This window comes from Kitasatospora sp. NPDC059160 (assembly GCF_042755465.1).
GTDB lineage: Bacteria > Actinomycetota > Actinomycetes > Streptomycetales > Streptomycetaceae > Kitasatospora.
This window is the reverse complement of the sequence record NZ_JBHZCN010000022.1, coordinates 1-13,896: the sequence shown is the minus strand read 5'-3', so window position 1 is coordinate 13,896 and position 13,896 is coordinate 1. Positions and strand designations below refer to the sequence as shown.

The following is a 13,896-nucleotide window of genomic DNA, read 5'->3' as shown; positions in this document are numbered from 1 at the left end:
GGGTGCGGCCGCGCGACCGGCGGCGCTAGCCTCCGCCGCATGATCGAAGTCCGCCCCGCCGCCCCCGCCGACGCGCCCGAGCTGGTCCGGCTGCGCAACCTGATGCTGCAGGCGATGCCCGGCATGGCCGCCTCGGCCGGCCCCGCCCCCTGGCAGGCCGCCGCCGAGCGGATGCTGCGCGAGCGGCTGGCCGCCCCGGCCGAGCGGTCGACCATGTCCGCCTTCGTGGTCGACGACCCGGAGCGCCCCGGCCGGCTCGCCGCCTGCGCCGTCGGCACCCTGGAGCACCGCCTGCCCTCGCCCGGCAACCCGGACGGCCTGTTCGGCTCCGTCTTCAACATCTGCACCGACCCCGACCGGCGGCTGCGCGGCTACGCCCGGGCCTGCACCGAGGCGTTGCTGGACTGGTTCGACGGCCGCCGGGTCGGCCGGATCGACCTGCACGCCAGTAGCGGCGGCGAGTCGCTCTACCGCAGCCTGGGCTTCGCCGAGTACTCGACGGCGCTGTCCCGGCAGCGCTCCTACTGAGGCTCCGCCCGAGGGCCCGCCGGGGGCTCCGCCGCCCCGGGCGCCACGGTGACGTCGAAGCCGCCGCCCGCGACCCGGGCGTGCAGCCCCTCCCCGGCCGCGAGCCGCGCCGGGTCCGTCACCACCGTGCCGTCGGCCCGCTGGAGCACCGCGTAGCCGCGTTCCAGGGTGGCCGCCGGGGAGAGCGCGACCACCCGGGCCAGGGTGTGCCCGAGGTCGCTCTGGGCGTGGTCCAGCCGGTGCCGCAGGGTGCGCCGGGCCCGCTCCACCAGGCCGTCCACCTCCTGGCCGCGCCCGTCCAGCATCCGGTGCGGGGCGGCCAGCGCCGGGCGGCTGCGCAGCCCGTCCAGCCCGTGCTGCTCGCGTTCGACCCGGGCCTGCACGTGCCGGCGGGCCCGGTCGCGCAGCTGGCGGACCTTGGCCAGCTCCTCGCCGACGTCCGGAACCACCCGTTTGGCGGCATCGGTCGGGGTGGAGGCGCGCAGGTCGGCGACGAAGTCCAGCAGGGGCTGGTCCGGCTCGTGCCCGATCGCGCTCACCACCGGCGTACGGGCGGCCGCGACCAGCCGCACCAGCCCCTCGTCCGAGAAGGGCAGCAGGTCCTCCACGCTGCCGCCGCCCCGGGCCACGATGATCACGTCCACCTCGGGGTGCTCGTCCAGCTCCCGCACCGCCGCGCTCACCCGCTCCACCGCGCTGACCCCCTGCACCGGGACGTTGCGCACCTCGAAGCGCACCGCCGGCCAGCGCCGCCGGGCGTTCTCCAGTACGTCCCGCTCGGCCGCCGAGCCGCGCCCGGTGACCAGCCCGACGCACTGCGGCAGGAACGGCAGCCGCCGCTTGCGCTCCGCCGCGAACAGGCCCTCCCCGGCCAGCCGCCGCTTGAGCTGCTCCAGCCGGGCCAGCAGTTCGCCCAGGCCCACCGGGCGGATCTCCGAGGCCCGCAGCGACAGCTGCCCGCGCGCCGCGTACCACTCCGGCCTGGCGTGCACGACGACCCGCGAGCCCTCCTGCACCACGTCCGCGACCTGCTCGAACACCGAGCGGAAGCAGGTCACCGTGAGGGAGACGTCGGCCTGCGGGTCGCGCAGGGTCAGGAACACCACGCCCGCGCCGGGGCGGCGGCTGAGCTGGGTGATCTGCCCCTCGACCCACACCGCGCCGAGCCGGTCGATCCAGCCGCCGATCAGCGCGGAGACCTTGCCGACCGGGAGCGGGGCTTCGGGGGAGCTGGGGTTGGCCATGCGTACGAGGCTAGCGGCGTCCGCCGACACCGTCCCCGGCAACGCCCGCCGGCGTCGTCCCCGGCAGTGCCGGCCGGCACCGTTCCGCACGGCGCCCGCCGGCGCCGTCGCTAGCGGTGCCCGCCGGTGCCGTGCGCCGTGCTGCCCTGCACACCGAGCACCACCAGGCCGGCCGCCAGCCAGACCAGCCCGACCAGCTGTGCCGTGGTCGAGGCCTCGTAGACCACCGCGCCGATCACCGCGATCCCCAGCAGCGGGACGACCAGGTGCCGGAGCCGGTCGGGCGAGCCGCGCCGGACGGTGTACCAGCCGATCACCGAGGCGTGCAGCAGCGCGAAGGCGGTCAGCGCGCCCACGTTCACCACCGAGGTCAGCTGGTCCAGCCCGTCGTCCCGCTCGGCCGCCCAGACCGCCGCCGCCATGGTGACCACCGCGGCCGCCAGCAGCGCCCGGCGGGGCACCGCGGTGCCCGGGTCGACCGAGCCGAGCACCCGCGGCAGCCGTCCCTCCCGGCCCATCGCGAAGACCAGCCGGCCGGCCGCCGCCTGCCCGGCGAGCGCGGCGAAGGCCGCGCCGATCGCCTTGCTGGCGGCCACCAGCAGGTGCAGCCAGTGGCCGATGCCGCCCTCCACGGTGTCGTAGAAGGCGGAGCCCTGGGAGGCCGGGTCGGCGGCCAGCTGCTGCGGGGTGGTGGGCTCCAGCACGGCCGCCAGGTAGGTCTGGGCGACGAACAGCAGCCCGGCCAGCGCCAGGCACCACAGCACCGCCCGGGCCACCGCGGCGGAGGCGCCGACCGCCTCCTCGACGAAGGTCGCGATCGCGTCGAAGCCCAGGTAGGAGAGCACCGCGACGGACACCGCGGAGACCACCGCGGTGAGCGAGAAGCCCCCGACGGCGGTGAACGGCGTGTCCCAGCCGCGCCGCGCGCCGTCCCGCACCAGCACCACCACGGCTGCGACCACGAACACCGCCAGCACCGCGATCTCCAGGGCGAGCACCGCGAAGCCGACCGCGGCCGCCGTCCGCACCCCGACCAGGTTGAGCGCGGTGGTCACCAGCACCGCGGCCGCCGTCCACACCCAGCGCGAGACCCCGGGCACCAGCGAGTTCAGCGCGATCCCGGAGAACAGGTAGGCCACCGCGGGGATCAGCAGGTAGTCCAGCATCGCCATCCACCCGGCGATGAACCCCGGCCCCTCGCCCAGCCCGGCCCGCGCGTAGGCGAACACCGAGCCGGTCTGCGGCACCGCGCGGACCATCTGGGCGTACGAGAAGGCGGTGAAGCCCATCGCGACCGTCGCCGCCAGGTAGACGGCCGCCACGGCGCCGTGGCTCCGGGCGTCCAGCACGCCGAAGACGCCGACCGGGGCCATCGGGGCGATGAACAGCAGCCCGTAGACCATCAGATCGCGGACGCCCAGGGTGCGGCGCAGGCCGCTCGGCGTCGGCTGCTCGTTCACAGCGCTCATGGAGACCAGGCTTGAGCAACTTCCGACCCTTTGCGACCGGAAGGCGTCCGGGCCGGCGTCCGGGGCGGCGGTGCGGCCCGCCCCGGGCGGTGGGGCTCCCGGTCGCCCGTACGATGGGGGCATGTCCAACACCGCGCAGCGCCGTGTCCTGCTCGCCGCCCCCCGGGGCTACTGCGCGGGTGTCGACCGCGCCGTGATCGCCGTGGAGAAGGCCCTGGAGCAGTACGGGGCGCCCATCTACGTCCGCAAGCAGATCGTCCACAACAAGTACGTGGTGCAGACCCTGGAGAAGAAGGGCGCGATCTTCGTCGACGAGACGGAGGAGGTGCCCGAGGGCTCGATCGTCGTGTTCTCCGCGCACGGCGTCGCCCCGTCCGTCCACGACGAGGCGCGGGCCGGCAAGCTCGCCACCGTCGACGCCACCTGCCCGCTGGTCACCAAGGTGCACAAGGAGGCCGTGCGCTTCGCCGACGAGGGCTACGACATCCTGCTGGTGGGCCACGAGGGCCACGAGGAGGTCGTCGGCACCATGGGCGAGGCCCCGGACCGGATCCACCTGGTGGACGGTGCCGAGGACGTCGCCAACGTCCAGGTGCGGGACGAGTCCAAGATCGTCTGGCTCTCCCAGACCACGCTCTCGGTGGACGAGACCATGGCCACCGTCGGCGAGTTGAAGAAGCGCTTCCCGGCGCTGGTCAGCCCGCCCAGCGACGACATCTGCTACGCGACCCAGAACCGCCAGGTCGCGGTCAAGCAGCTGGCCCCGGAGACCGACCTGCTGATCGTGGTCGGCTCCAAGAACTCCTCCAACTCGGTCCGCCTGGTCGAGGTCGGCCTGGAGTACGGCGCCAAGGCCGCCCACCTGGTCGACTTCGCCGAGGAGATCCAGGAGTCCTGGCTGGAGGGCGTCACCACGGTCGGCCTGACCAGCGGCGCCTCGGTGCCGGAGATCCTGGTCGACGGCGTGCTGGAGTTCCTGGCCGCGCGCGGCTACGACACGGTGGAGACGGTCAAGACCGCCGAGGAGCACCTGACCTTCTCGCTGCCCAAGGAGCTGCGCCGCGACCTGCGCGCCGAGGCGGCCGGCAAGCTGTAGGGCCCGTCCTCGAACCCTGGACCCGCCACGACGGACCCGGTGCCCCGCTGCGGGCACCGGGTCCGTCGCGCTGTGCGGGTCCGTCGCATGGTGCGGGCCCGTCGATTGCGGTGCGCCCCCGTCCGGGCTCTCGTAGCTTTGTGCACAGGCTGTGGACAAGCCGGTCGACGGCCGGACGGCGGAAGGCGGAACGATGACGGCGGTATTCGGCGTGGACATCGGCGGCTCGGGCATCAAGGGCGCCCCGGTCGACCTCGCCCGGGGAGCACTCACCCAGGAGCGGCACAAGGTGCTCACCCCGCAGCCGTCCGAGCCCGGGGCCGTGGTCGCCGCCGTCCGCGAGGTGGTCCAGCACTTCGACCACCAGGGGCCGGTCGGGCTGACCTTCCCCGGGGTGGTGGTCGGCGGCCGCACCCGGACCGCGGCCAACGTGGACAAGGGCTGGATCGGCCTGGACGCGGAGGGCCTCTTCCGCGACGCGCTGGGCATGCCCGCGACCGTGCTCAACGACGCGGACGCAGCCGGCCTCGCCGAGACCGAGCACGGCGCCGGGCGGGGCGAGTCGGGCGTGGTCCTGGTGCTCACCTTCGGCACCGGCATCGGCAGCGCGCTCTTCGTGGACGGCACCCTGGTGCCCAACACCGAACTGGGCCACCTGGAGCTGCGCGGCAAGGACGCCGAGCGCCGCGCCTCCTCGGCCGCCAGGGAGCGGCACGACCTGACCTGGGAGCAGTGGGCCGGGCGGGTCGACGAGTACCTGGACCTGGTGGAGATGCTGTTCTCCCCGCAACTGATCGTGATCGGCGGCGGGGTGAGCCGCAAGCACGAGAAGTTCCTGCCGCTGCTGAGGGACCGCGGGGCGCGGGTGGTGGCGGCGGAGCTGCGCAACGACGCGGGCATCGTCGGGGCCGCCATGGCGGCGGCCCGGGCGGCGGGCTAGGGCACGGCCCTCGGTGCCCGCGCGCTGGGCCGTCAGCGGGAGCGGTGGAAGCGGCGCTGGGCGACGAAGCGGGCGAGCACGATCAGCGCGGCCAGCCCGGTGCCGGAGAACAGCCAGCCGGCCCGCAGCGCCAGCCCGGTCGCCAGCGCCACCACCTGGGCGGTGACGCCGGAGGAGCTGACCGGGGCGAGCGCCAGCAGTGCCACGGCGAAGGCGATCGGCCCGCTGATCGGGGCGGCCAGCAGGTCGGCGTAGCGGACCCGGACGGCCAGCTGGAAGCAGACCACCAGGTAGCCGAGGCCGAACAGCCAGCCGAGGTCCTCGAAGAGCAGCCGGTCCAGGCCGGCCACCGCCAGCGTGGCCAGCACCGCGAGCACGCCGGTGCCGATCGCGGTCAGCCGGGTCGGCCGGCCGGTCCGGCGCCGTCCGTACACGCGCAGCCGGCGCTTCGGGGCGGGGCGCGCGGCGGGCCGGTCGGCCACCGGGCGCAGCCGGGACGGGGGAGCCGCGGGGGCTCGGGCGCTCTCGGGTGCCCGGCCGGGACCGGGGACGGCGGCCGGGGCCGCGCCGTTCGGCGGACGGCGTCTGGGCCCTGGCGGCTGGGTACGGATGCTCTGCTCCACCCGCCCAACGTACGGTCCGATCATCGCCACACTGTGTAATGGACCGTTCAGGTCTTGTTCCGTGTCCCCGGATGGCGTACTCCTGTGATCGTCACTCAAGGGGCTGACCTGCTCGGCCGAGTCGACACATCGTGATCATCCGATGACCGTACGGGGGACCGCCGCATGACCGCCGACTTCACCTTCGAACGCCTCGACCACGTCCAGCTCGACATCCCGGCCGGCGCCGAGGACGAGTGCCGCGCCTTCTGGTCCGGCGTGCTCGGGATGACCGAGCTCCCGAAGCCCCCGGTGCTGGCGGCGCGCGGCGGCTGCTGGTTCCGCGGCGGCGGGGTCGAGGTGCACCTCGGCGTCACCCCGGACTTCCGCCCGGCCCGCAAGGGGCACCCCGGCATCCTGGTGACCTCGCTGGACGCCCTGGCCGAGCGGCTCGCCGCGCACGGCCACGAGGTCACCTGGGACGACCACCACCCCGGCCACCGCCGCTTCTACTCCGCCGACGGGCTGGGCAACCGGCTGGAGTTCCTGGAGCCGCTGCCCGCGCCGACCGAGGCGTGAGCCCCGGCAGGTGCTGCCCGTAGACTTGGGGGTCGGCCCGTACGGTGCCGACCCAACTCCTCCAAGCCCACGGGACTGCGCTTCATGTCGCTCACGATCGGAATCGTCGGCCTGCCGAACGTCGGCAAGTCGACCCTGTTCAACGCCCTGACCAAGAACGACGTGCTGGCGGCCAACTACCCGTTCGCCACCATCGAGCCGAACGTCGGCGTCGTCGGCGTCCCGGACGCGCGGCTGGCCAAGCTCGCCGAGATCTTCGGCTCGCAGCGCATCCTCCCGGCCACCGTCGACTTCGTCGACATCGCCGGCATCGTGCGCGGCGCCAGCGAGGGCGAGGGCCTGGGCAACAAGTTCCTCGCCAACATCCGTGAGTCGGACGCGATCTGCCAGGTCGTGCGCGCGTTCACCGACCCGGACGTGGTGCACGTGGACGGCAAGGTGTCGCCCAAGGACGACATCGAGACCATCCACACCGAGCTGATCCTGGCCGACCTCCAGACCATCGAGAAGGTCCTGCCGCGGCTCCAGAAGGAGGCGCGCCTCAAGAAGGACACCGCCCCCGTGCTGGCCGCCGCCGAGGCCGCCCAGGCGGTCCTGGAGACCGGCAAGACCCTCTTCGAGGCCGGCTTCGACACCGCCCCGATCCGCGAGCTGCACCTGCTGACCGCCAAGCCCTTCCTCTACGTCTTCAACGTGGACGAGGACGAGCTGGCCGACGAGGACTTCAAGAACGCCCAGCGCGCCCTGGTCGCCCCGGCCGAGGCGATCTTCCTCAGCGCCAAGATCGAGTCCGAGCTGATCGAGCTCGACGACGCCGAGGCCCTCGAACTCCTCCAGTCCATGGGCCAGGAGGAGCCCGGCCTCGCCACCCTCGCCCGCGTCGGCTTCGACACCCTCGGCCTGCAGACCTACCTCACGGCCGGCCCGAAGGAGACCCGCGCCTGGACCATCAAGAAGGGCGCCACCGCCCCCGAGGCCGCCGGAGTCATCCACACCGACTTCCAGAAGGGCTTCATCAAGGCCGAGGTGATCTCCTTCGACGACCTGGTCGAGACCGGCTCCATCGCCGAGGCCCGCTCCAAGGGCAAGGCCCGCATCGAGGGCAAGGAATACATCATGCAGGACGGCGACGTCGTGGAGTTCCGCTTCAACGTCTGACCGGGTAGCGCAACTCCCGTACGAGGGGCCGGACTTCCGTCGAAAGTCCGGCCCCTCCGGCGTTGTCCGGCCCGGCTCCGCGACGTCCAGGAGTGGTACGCTTTTCCGTACCACTTTGCGGAAGGGGTTGCCCATCATGTCCATCACCGCAAGCGAGGCGCGCCGAGATCTCTTTCCGTTGCTCAAGAAGGTCAACGAGGATCGCGAGGCCATCGAGATCGTCTCCAAGCACGGGAATGCCGTGCTCGTCTCCGCCGAGGACTACGCGGCCCTGCGCGAGGGCTCGTACCTGCTGCGCTCGCCTGCCAACGCCCGGCGGCTGCTCAAGGCGTACGAGAACGCCCTGGGGCGGACAAACCTCGCCGAGCGTGAGCTGATCGACCCCGACGTGGCCGACTCGGGGCCGGGTGCCAGGTGAGGCTCGTCTTCGAGGAGCAGGGCTGGGAGGACTACACCTCTTGGCTCAAGAACGACCGGAAGATCCTCGCCCGGTTGAACAGGCTCATCGAGGAGACCCTGCGGGACCCGTTCTCGGGCATCGGCAAGCCGGAGCCGTTGAAGTTCCACCTGCCGGGCGCCTGGTCGCGGCGGATCGACGACGAGCACCGCTTGGTCTACCTGGTCACGCAGGACGAGATCATCGTCCTCGCCGCCAGGTACCACTACTGATCACGGTTCGCCGGAGGGGCCGGACTTCCACGGGAAGTCCGGTCCCTCCGCGTTGTCGGTCAGGGGTGGACGGTGAGGGTGAGGGTGCCGTCGGGGGACGGGGTGACGGTGACGGCGGTGAGGGTGGGGGCGAGGGCGTCGGGGTGGTGGGCGGCGGCGCGGGGGCCGATGCCGATGACGCGCATGCCGGCGGCGCGGGCGGCGGCGATGCCGGCGCCGGAGTCCTCGAAGGCCACGCAGTCGGCGGGGGCGAAGCCGAGGGCGGCGGCGCCCTTGAGGAAGCCCTCGGGGTCGGGCTTGCTGGCGCCGACGGACTCGGCGGTGACCAGGACGGGCGGCATCGGCAGGCCGGCGGCGTCCATCCGGACCCGGGCGAGGGGGAGGTCGGCCGAGGTGACCAGGGCGTGCGGCAGGCCGGCCAGCGAGGCGAGGAAGGCGTCGGCGCCCGCGACCTGGACGACGCCCTCGGTGTCGGCCCGCTCCTCGGCGAGCATCAGCTCGTTCTCGGCGAGGTTCTCCTCGACCGGGCGGTGCGGCAGCAGTTCGGCCATGGTCGCGTGGCCCTGGCGGCCGTGGACGACGGTGAGCGCCGCGACGGGGTCGAGGCCGTGCCGCTCGGCCCAGCGGGTCCAGCAGCGCTCGACCACGGCGTCGGAGTTGACCAGGGTGCCGTCCATGTCGAGGAGGAGGGCGCGGGTGGTGAACCGGACGGGGGTGGCGGTCATGGGGCGGCTCCTGGAGGCGGGGCGGAGAGGTGAGCTCTTTGTTCCTCGATGATACAAAAGATCACGGGAGCAGATGGGCGTTGACCGCCCGGGCCTCCTCGGCCAGCTCCGGCAGTTCCACCACCTCGACCCCGGCCGCCTCCAGCAGTGCGGTGCCCTGGCAGTCGGTGACGAAGAGGTCCGGCTCGCGCCAGGCGACCACGACCCGGGGCACGCCCGCCGCGATGAGCAGCCGGGCGCACGGCACCGGGCGGGAGGCGCGCTGCCCGCAGGGCTCCAGGCTGCTGTAGACGGTCGCCCCGCGCAGTCGGGGGTCGCCCGCCGGGAGCTTGGCCAGGGCCGCCTCCTCGGCGTGGTCGTGCGCGTCCGCCTCCCGGCTGTAGCCCTCCGCCAGCACCTCGCCGTCGGCGCCGACGACCACCGCCCCGACCGAGAAGGCCGTCCCCGAGGGCGGGCAGCGGCGGGAGAGTTCGACGGCCCGGCGCAGGTGGTCGAGGTCGGTGGCGGCGGGGTGGGTCACGGCGCGGGCTCCTTCGGGGCGTACCTGAGCAGGACGACGTCGCCCACCGTACGTGCCTCCAGCAGCCGCATCCGCCGGGTCGGGCCGCCGGGGAACGCGGCCGGGCCGACGAACCGCGGCGCTCCGGGCTGGCCGACCAGCAGCGGGGCGACGGCCAGCTGGAGCTCGTCCGCCAGGCCCTGGGCGAGGAACTGGGTGTGCACCCCGCTGCCGCCCTCGACCATCAGCCGGCGCACCCCGCGCGCGCCCAGGTCGTCCAGCACCGCGCCGAGGTCGACCGAGTCGCCGAGCGCGACCACCTCGGCCAGCCCGTCGAGCCGGGACCGCAGCACCGCCGCCCCGGCCGCGGTGGTGTAGGCGAGCTTCGCGCCGCCGGTGTGCCAGAACCGCAGGTCGGCGCCGAGGGCGCCGCTCGCGCTGAGCGTCACCTTCAGCGGGTGCTCGGGCCGCCCGGCGGCCACCCGGGCGGCCCGTCGCGCGGGGTCGTCGACCAGCAGGCGCGGGTTGTCGGCGCGCAGGGTGTTGCCGCCGACCAGGATCGCGTCGGCGGCCGCCCGCTCCTGGTCGACCCGGTCGAAGTCGGCGGCGCCGGAGAGCAGCAGGCGGTCGGGGGAGGCGTCGTCGAGGTGGCCGTCGAGGGAGACGGCGGCGCTCAGCAGGACGAAGGGGCGCTGGCCGGGGCCGGGCATGGGCGGACCGTTCTGTCGGGACCGTTCGGGACCGCTCGGGACCGCTCGGGGCGGTTCGGTCGGGCGCCTCCACGGTACGGCCGCCGGTGCCGGCGGGGCCGCCCTCCGATCGCTATGTGAGACGGTTCTTCTCGCCATGCGGGATGGAGCGTAGCGTCGGGGCATCGCGGAAACGGAAACGCCGACCACGTCTCAGGGGGGACCCCATGCCCGGACCGCAGCCTGCCGCCGCCTACACCCACGGCCACCAGGAGGCCGTGCTGCGCTCGCACCGCTCCCGTACCGCCGCCGACTCGGCCGGCTACCTGCTGGCCGAACTGCGGCCCGGCCAGGCACTGTTGGACGTCGGCTGCGGCCCGGGCACGATCACCGCCGACCTGGCCGAGCTGGTCGGCCCCACCGGGCGGGTGGTGGCCGTGGACGCCTCCGCCGAGGTGCTGGAGCAGGCCGCCGGGTACGTCGCCGGGCGCGGTCTGGCCAATGTCGTGTTCGAACTGGCCGACGTGCACCGACTGCCGTACCGGGACGGCGAGTTCGACGTGGTGCACGCCCACCAGGTGCTGCAGCACGTGGCCGATCCGGTGGCCGCGCTGCGCGAGATGGGCCGGGTGACGGCGCCCGGCGGGCTGGTCGCCGCCCGGGACGTCGACTACGCCACGATGACCTGGTTCCCGCAGGCGCCGGCGCTGGACCGCTGGCTGGAGCTCTACCGGCGGACCGCCCGGGCCAACGGCGGCGAACCGGACGCCGGACGGCGACTGCTGTCCTGGGCCCGGGCGGCCGGTCTGACCGACGTCACCGCGAGCACCGGCACCTGGACGTTCGCGACGCCCGAGCGGCGCGCGTGGTGGGCCGGGATGTGGGCGGACCGGGTGACCGGGACGGCCTTCGGCCGGACGGCGGTGGAACGGGGCTTCGCGGAGCCCGCCGAACTGGAACGGATCGCGGCCGGCTGGCGGGAGTGGAGCGCCGCCGGCGACGGCTGGTTCTCGATGATCCACGGCGAGGTCCTGGCCCGGGTCGGGGCGGAACGGCCGGAGCCGTCATGACGGAGCGGCCGGAGCGGCCGGAGCGGCCGGGTCGGTAACGGCGGGGCGGTAACGGCGGGGCGGGCGTTCGGAAAGATCAGGTAAAGTCGCGCGACCGTTCAGCTCGGGCCCGTCCGGCCCGCGGGGCGGTGTCGAGAGCCGAAACGCCGAGTCGAGGCCCGCCCCGGCGGGCCGGGGGAGTCCACGTGTCCGAGCCTGAGTCCGCGCCGCCCGCCGCTCCGGGGCCGGACCCGCGGGTGGACTTCCGCAAGGACCCGGGGCCCGCCGAGGAACGGGCCGCGGCCGCGCGGCCGCCGGGCCCGGCGGAGGCCGGACCGGCCGACCCCTGGGCCCCGCCGGTCGAGGCCGGCCCCCCGTCCCCGTCGGCCCCGTCCCCACTGGCCCCGCCCCAGCCGCCGCCCCCGCCGCTGCCCGCCGGCGGCTGGGCCTCGGTGCCGCCCTCCGCCGAGTCCGGCCTGCGGCCCGGCCACCCCCACCCCTACGCCCATCCCCGGCAGGGCCCGCCCGCGCAGCCGTACCCGCACCCCTACCCGCCGTACGTCCTCGACCCGTACGCCCCCCGGCCGGAGCCGCGCACCAACGGCTTCGCCGTCGGCTCGCTGGCGACCGCGCTGAGCCTGCTCTCGCCGGTGGCCCTGGTGTTCGGGATCCTCGCGCTGGTCCAGATCAAGCGGACCGGCCAGCGCGGCCGCGGCATGGCGGTGACCGGCCTGGTGCTCGGGGTGGCGGGCACCCTGCTGCTGTCGCTCCTGCTGGGCGCGGGGGACTTCGGCCCCGCGCGGAACGGACGGGGCGACCGGTACGCGGCCAAGCCGCCCGCCGGGTCGGTCCGCTGGTCGGCGCTGAAGGCGGGGGACTGCTACCTCTCCTCCGGGACGAGCGGGCAGCCGGACGAGAACGGCGACGAGACGGTGTACTGGGTGCGCCGGGTGGCCTGCGCGGAGCGGCACAACGGCGAGGTGGCCGGCACCGTGAAGGTCCCGGAGAGCAGCGGCGCCTACCCGGGCGCGACGGTCGTCCGCGAGCGGGCCGCCGCCCTGTGCCGCAGGGTGCTCGACGACTACGCGCTGGACCAGTGGGCCGTCCCGGACGGCATGGACGACGTCTACCTCTACCCGAGCGCGGGCAACTGGGCGGCCGGCGAACGGTACGTCACCTGCGGCTTCGAGGACCCGGACGACCAGCACCTGGGGACGGTCCGCACCGACCGCCGCAGTCTGACCTCCGTCCAGCTGGCCTACCTGGAGGCCGTCCGGGGCTTCAACGCGGCCTACCTGGACACCCCGAAGCAGGACGTGGCGGTCGCCGAGGCCGAGTACCGGTCCTGGGCCCGCCGGATGGCCGCCGCTTCCCGGGCCGAGGCCGCCGCGCTGCGCAAGCCGACGGCGGAGTGGCCGACCGACGTCCAGGCGAAGATGGACAAGCTGGCCGAGACCCAGTCCCAGGCGGCCGTCGCCTGGGACGCCGCGGCCTCCGGCGGCGACGTGGCGGGCGACCTGCGCCGGGCCCGGGCGCTGGTCGCCAGGACGGTGCCGGTCAGCGTGGACATCCGGCGCTCGCTCGGCCTGTCCACCGGCGAGCAGGTGCCCGACCTCCGGGTCTGAGCCCGCCCGCCCCGAGAGGGCGGGGCCGGGCGCCGGGTTACCCGGCGTTAACCCCGCCCGTACCTGCCGGTAGCGCGGGAGCCGTAGGGTCACCCCGGTGTCCCCGGCCCGACCCCCACGCCGGCCGGGGACACCGCGCCGGGCCGGGCCCGAAGCCGGGCCCCACCCGCTACCCTCCCGCCATGGGCACCTTTCGGGTGATGCGGCAGGACGACAACGGCAACCGCTTCCTGGTCGCCGGGAACCTGGCCGAGGCCGAGGCGCACCGCCTGGCGGCCGAGTTCGAGGCGCGCGGCCACAAGCAGCTGTACTGGGTCGAGGCCCAGGACCAGGACCCGGCCCCGTAGGGTCGGGGGCATGGAACAGGCCGGTGAGACCACTGTCGGAACCCCGCCGAGGATCGTCGTCGGCGGGGTGCTGATCCGCGGCGGCCGGGTGCTCGCCGCCCGCCGCAACGCGCCCGCGTCGGTCGCCGGCCGCTGGGAGTTCCCCGGTGGCAAGGCCGAGCCCGGCGAGACCGAGGCGCAGGCGCTGGAGCGCGAGCTGCTGGAGGAGCTGGGCGTACGGGCCAGGGCGCTGCGGCGGCTGTCCGGCGGGTGGGCCGTGCGGCCGGGGCTGGAGCTGCGCTTCTGGGCCGCCGAGCTGCTGTCCGGTGAGCCGAGCGCGCTGGAGGACCACGACGAGCTGCGCTGGCTGGGCCCGGCCGAGCTGGATTCGGTGGACTGGATCGGGCACGACCGCGAGGTCCTGCCGCAGGTCGCCGAGCTGCTCGCGGTGGCGGGCGACGCGCAAGCCGCCGGATAGGTCAATCGGACAAGACGACCCGGCGGCCGGGATAGCCTGGGTTCTGCTGGGTATGTCGCCTTTCGACACCATTCGTCACCATCGGTGAGCCGCCCCAGCCGGCGACGCCGATCCCGACCAGAGCCGGAGGCCCCGTCGGTGTCGACAACCGGGAACGGCGGCGGGGGAGCGCGCCGGGCAGGCACCGCGGGAGGCGCCGCCGCCCGCGCCCGGCTGCGCC

Annotated in this window: 15 protein-coding genes and 1 pseudogene; 11 read left to right on the top strand and 5 right to left on the bottom strand. The window is 74.8% G+C overall.

The features are described from left to right. Positions 1-39 precede the first annotated feature (39 nt). On the top strand, positions 40-528 hold the full coding sequence (locus ACFXOZ_RS11940) for a GNAT family N-acetyltransferase (protein ID WP_375884659.1): 489 nt from the start codon (positions 40-42) through the stop codon (positions 526-528). On the opposite strand, the gene xseA is transcribed toward ACFXOZ_RS11940, so the two are convergent. Then, entirely contained in the window at positions 522-1,772 is a 1,251-nt protein-coding gene (xseA, locus tag ACFXOZ_RS11935) for an exodeoxyribonuclease VII large subunit (protein WP_375884662.1), read from the bottom strand. The two genes, ACFXOZ_RS11940 and xseA, sit on opposite strands and share 7 nt — an antisense overlap. A 110-nt stretch (positions 1,773-1,882) precedes the next feature. Continuing rightward, positions 1,883-3,241 (bottom strand): APC family permease, encoded by a 1,359-nt coding sequence (locus tag ACFXOZ_RS11930; RefSeq protein WP_380589662.1) that lies wholly within the window; start codon positions 3,239-3,241, stop codon positions 1,883-1,885. A 121-nt stretch (positions 3,242-3,362) separates the two neighbouring features. Here ACFXOZ_RS11930 and ACFXOZ_RS11925 point away from each other — a divergent pair, with 121 nt between their 5' ends. Both ACFXOZ_RS11925 and ppgK read left to right on the top strand, forming a co-directional pair. Continuing rightward, positions 3,363-4,337, top strand: a complete 975-nt coding sequence (locus tag ACFXOZ_RS11925; RefSeq protein ID WP_375884668.1) for a 4-hydroxy-3-methylbut-2-enyl diphosphate reductase — start codon at positions 3,363-3,365, stop codon at positions 4,335-4,337. A gap of 193 nt (positions 4,338-4,530) precedes the next feature. After that, on the top strand, positions 4,531-5,277 hold the full coding sequence (gene ppgK, locus ACFXOZ_RS11920) for a polyphosphate--glucose phosphotransferase (RefSeq protein ID WP_380589659.1): 747 nt from the start codon (positions 4,531-4,533) through the stop codon (positions 5,275-5,277). Positions 5,278-5,309: 32 nt separating this feature from the next. On the opposite strand, the gene ACFXOZ_RS11915 is transcribed toward ppgK, so the two are convergent. Continuing rightward, complete coding sequence (locus tag ACFXOZ_RS11915) at positions 5,310-5,900, bottom strand: DUF6542 domain-containing protein (protein WP_380589656.1); 591 nt, start codon at positions 5,898-5,900, stop codon at positions 5,310-5,312. Positions 5,901-6,065: 165 nt separating this feature from the next. On the opposite strand from ACFXOZ_RS11915, the gene ACFXOZ_RS11910 reads away from it, so the two are divergent. The 4 genes from ACFXOZ_RS11910 to ACFXOZ_RS11895 all read left to right on the top strand — a co-directional run bounded on the left by ACFXOZ_RS11910 (position 6,066) and on the right by ACFXOZ_RS11895 (position 8,285). Further along, a complete protein-coding gene (locus tag ACFXOZ_RS11910) occupies positions 6,066-6,458 on the top strand; it encodes a VOC family protein (RefSeq protein ID WP_380401859.1) in 393 nt (130 codons plus the stop codon). A gap of 84 nt (positions 6,459-6,542) precedes the next feature. Then, the gene (gene ychF, locus ACFXOZ_RS11905; protein WP_375884677.1) at positions 6,543-7,616 is read left to right on the top strand and encodes a redox-regulated ATPase YchF; all 1,074 of its coding nucleotides are present in this window, start codon (positions 6,543-6,545) and stop codon (positions 7,614-7,616) included. A 136-nt stretch (positions 7,617-7,752) separates the two neighbouring features. After that, entirely contained in the window at positions 7,753-8,034 is a 282-nt protein-coding gene (locus ACFXOZ_RS11900; RefSeq protein ID WP_380527853.1) for a type II toxin-antitoxin system Phd/YefM family antitoxin, read from the top strand. Continuing rightward, positions 8,031-8,285, top strand: coding sequence for a Txe/YoeB family addiction module toxin (locus ACFXOZ_RS11895; protein WP_380527856.1), 255 nt, complete (start codon positions 8,031-8,033; stop codon positions 8,283-8,285). The genes ACFXOZ_RS11900 and ACFXOZ_RS11895 overlap by 4 nt, the downstream gene beginning before the upstream one ends. A gap of 59 nt (positions 8,286-8,344) precedes the next feature. Here the strand turns inward: ACFXOZ_RS11895 and ACFXOZ_RS11890 are convergent, their stop codons facing one another. Together ACFXOZ_RS11890 and ACFXOZ_RS11885 are read right to left on the bottom strand one after the other, a co-directional pair. Next, positions 8,345-9,010, bottom strand: coding sequence for an HAD-IA family hydrolase (locus ACFXOZ_RS11890; protein ID WP_375884684.1), 666 nt, complete (start codon positions 9,008-9,010; stop codon positions 8,345-8,347). Between the two features lie 61 nt (positions 9,011-9,071). After that, positions 9,072-10,219, bottom strand: a pseudogene (locus tag ACFXOZ_RS11885) (dihydrofolate reductase family protein). Between the two features lie 206 nt (positions 10,220-10,425). On the opposite strand from ACFXOZ_RS11885, the gene ACFXOZ_RS11880 reads away from it, so the two are divergent. From ACFXOZ_RS11880 to ACFXOZ_RS11865, 4 genes are all read left to right on the top strand, one after another. Continuing rightward, positions 10,426-11,268: a methyltransferase domain-containing protein gene (locus tag ACFXOZ_RS11880; RefSeq protein ID WP_380589653.1), complete on the top strand. Its 843-nt coding sequence runs from the start codon at positions 10,426-10,428 to the stop codon at positions 11,266-11,268. Positions 11,269-11,453: 185 nt separating this feature from the next. After that, positions 11,454-12,872 carry a DUF4190 domain-containing protein gene (locus tag ACFXOZ_RS11875; RefSeq protein WP_380589650.1) on the top strand — a complete coding sequence of 473 codons (1,419 nt, stop codon included), beginning with the start codon at positions 11,454-11,456 and terminating at the stop codon, positions 12,870-12,872. A 182-nt stretch (positions 12,873-13,054) separates the two neighbouring features. Further along, positions 13,055-13,219, top strand: a complete 165-nt coding sequence (locus ACFXOZ_RS11870) for an SPOR domain-containing protein (protein WP_375884692.1) — start codon at positions 13,055-13,057, stop codon at positions 13,217-13,219. A 10-nt stretch (positions 13,220-13,229) separates the two neighbouring features. Beyond that, positions 13,230-13,676, top strand: coding sequence for an NUDIX domain-containing protein (locus tag ACFXOZ_RS11865; protein ID WP_375884695.1), 447 nt, complete (start codon positions 13,230-13,232; stop codon positions 13,674-13,676). The last annotated feature ends 220 nt before the right edge of the window (positions 13,677-13,896 follow it).

Coding starts and splice junctions, on each gene's coding strand:
- ACFXOZ_RS11940 (WP_375884659.1), top strand. CDS start 40: ATGATCGAAGTCCGCCCCGCCGCCCCCGCCGACGCGCCCGAGCTGGTC.
- xseA (WP_375884662.1), bottom strand. CDS start 1,772: ATGGCCAACCCCAGCTCCCCCGAAGCCCCGCTCCCGGTCGGCAAGGTC.
- ACFXOZ_RS11930 (WP_380589662.1), bottom strand. CDS start 3,241: ATGAGCGCTGTGAACGAGCAGCCGACGCCGAGCGGCCTGCGCCGCACC.
- ACFXOZ_RS11925 (WP_375884668.1), top strand. CDS start 3,363: ATGTCCAACACCGCGCAGCGCCGTGTCCTGCTCGCCGCCCCCCGGGGC.
- ppgK (WP_380589659.1), top strand. CDS start 4,531: ATGACGGCGGTATTCGGCGTGGACATCGGCGGCTCGGGCATCAAGGGC.
- ACFXOZ_RS11910 (WP_380401859.1), top strand. CDS start 6,066: ATGACCGCCGACTTCACCTTCGAACGCCTCGACCACGTCCAGCTCGAC.
- ychF (WP_375884677.1), top strand. CDS start 6,543: ATGTCGCTCACGATCGGAATCGTCGGCCTGCCGAACGTCGGCAAGTCG.
- ACFXOZ_RS11900 (WP_380527853.1), top strand. CDS start 7,753: ATGTCCATCACCGCAAGCGAGGCGCGCCGAGATCTCTTTCCGTTGCTC.
- ACFXOZ_RS11890 (WP_375884684.1), bottom strand. CDS start 9,010: ATGACCGCCACCCCCGTCCGGTTCACCACCCGCGCCCTCCTCCTCGAC.
- ACFXOZ_RS11880 (WP_380589653.1), top strand. CDS start 10,426: ATGCCCGGACCGCAGCCTGCCGCCGCCTACACCCACGGCCACCAGGAG.
- ACFXOZ_RS11870 (WP_375884692.1), top strand. CDS start 13,055: ATGGGCACCTTTCGGGTGATGCGGCAGGACGACAACGGCAACCGCTTC.
- ACFXOZ_RS11865 (WP_375884695.1), top strand. CDS start 13,230: ATGGAACAGGCCGGTGAGACCACTGTCGGAACCCCGCCGAGGATCGTC.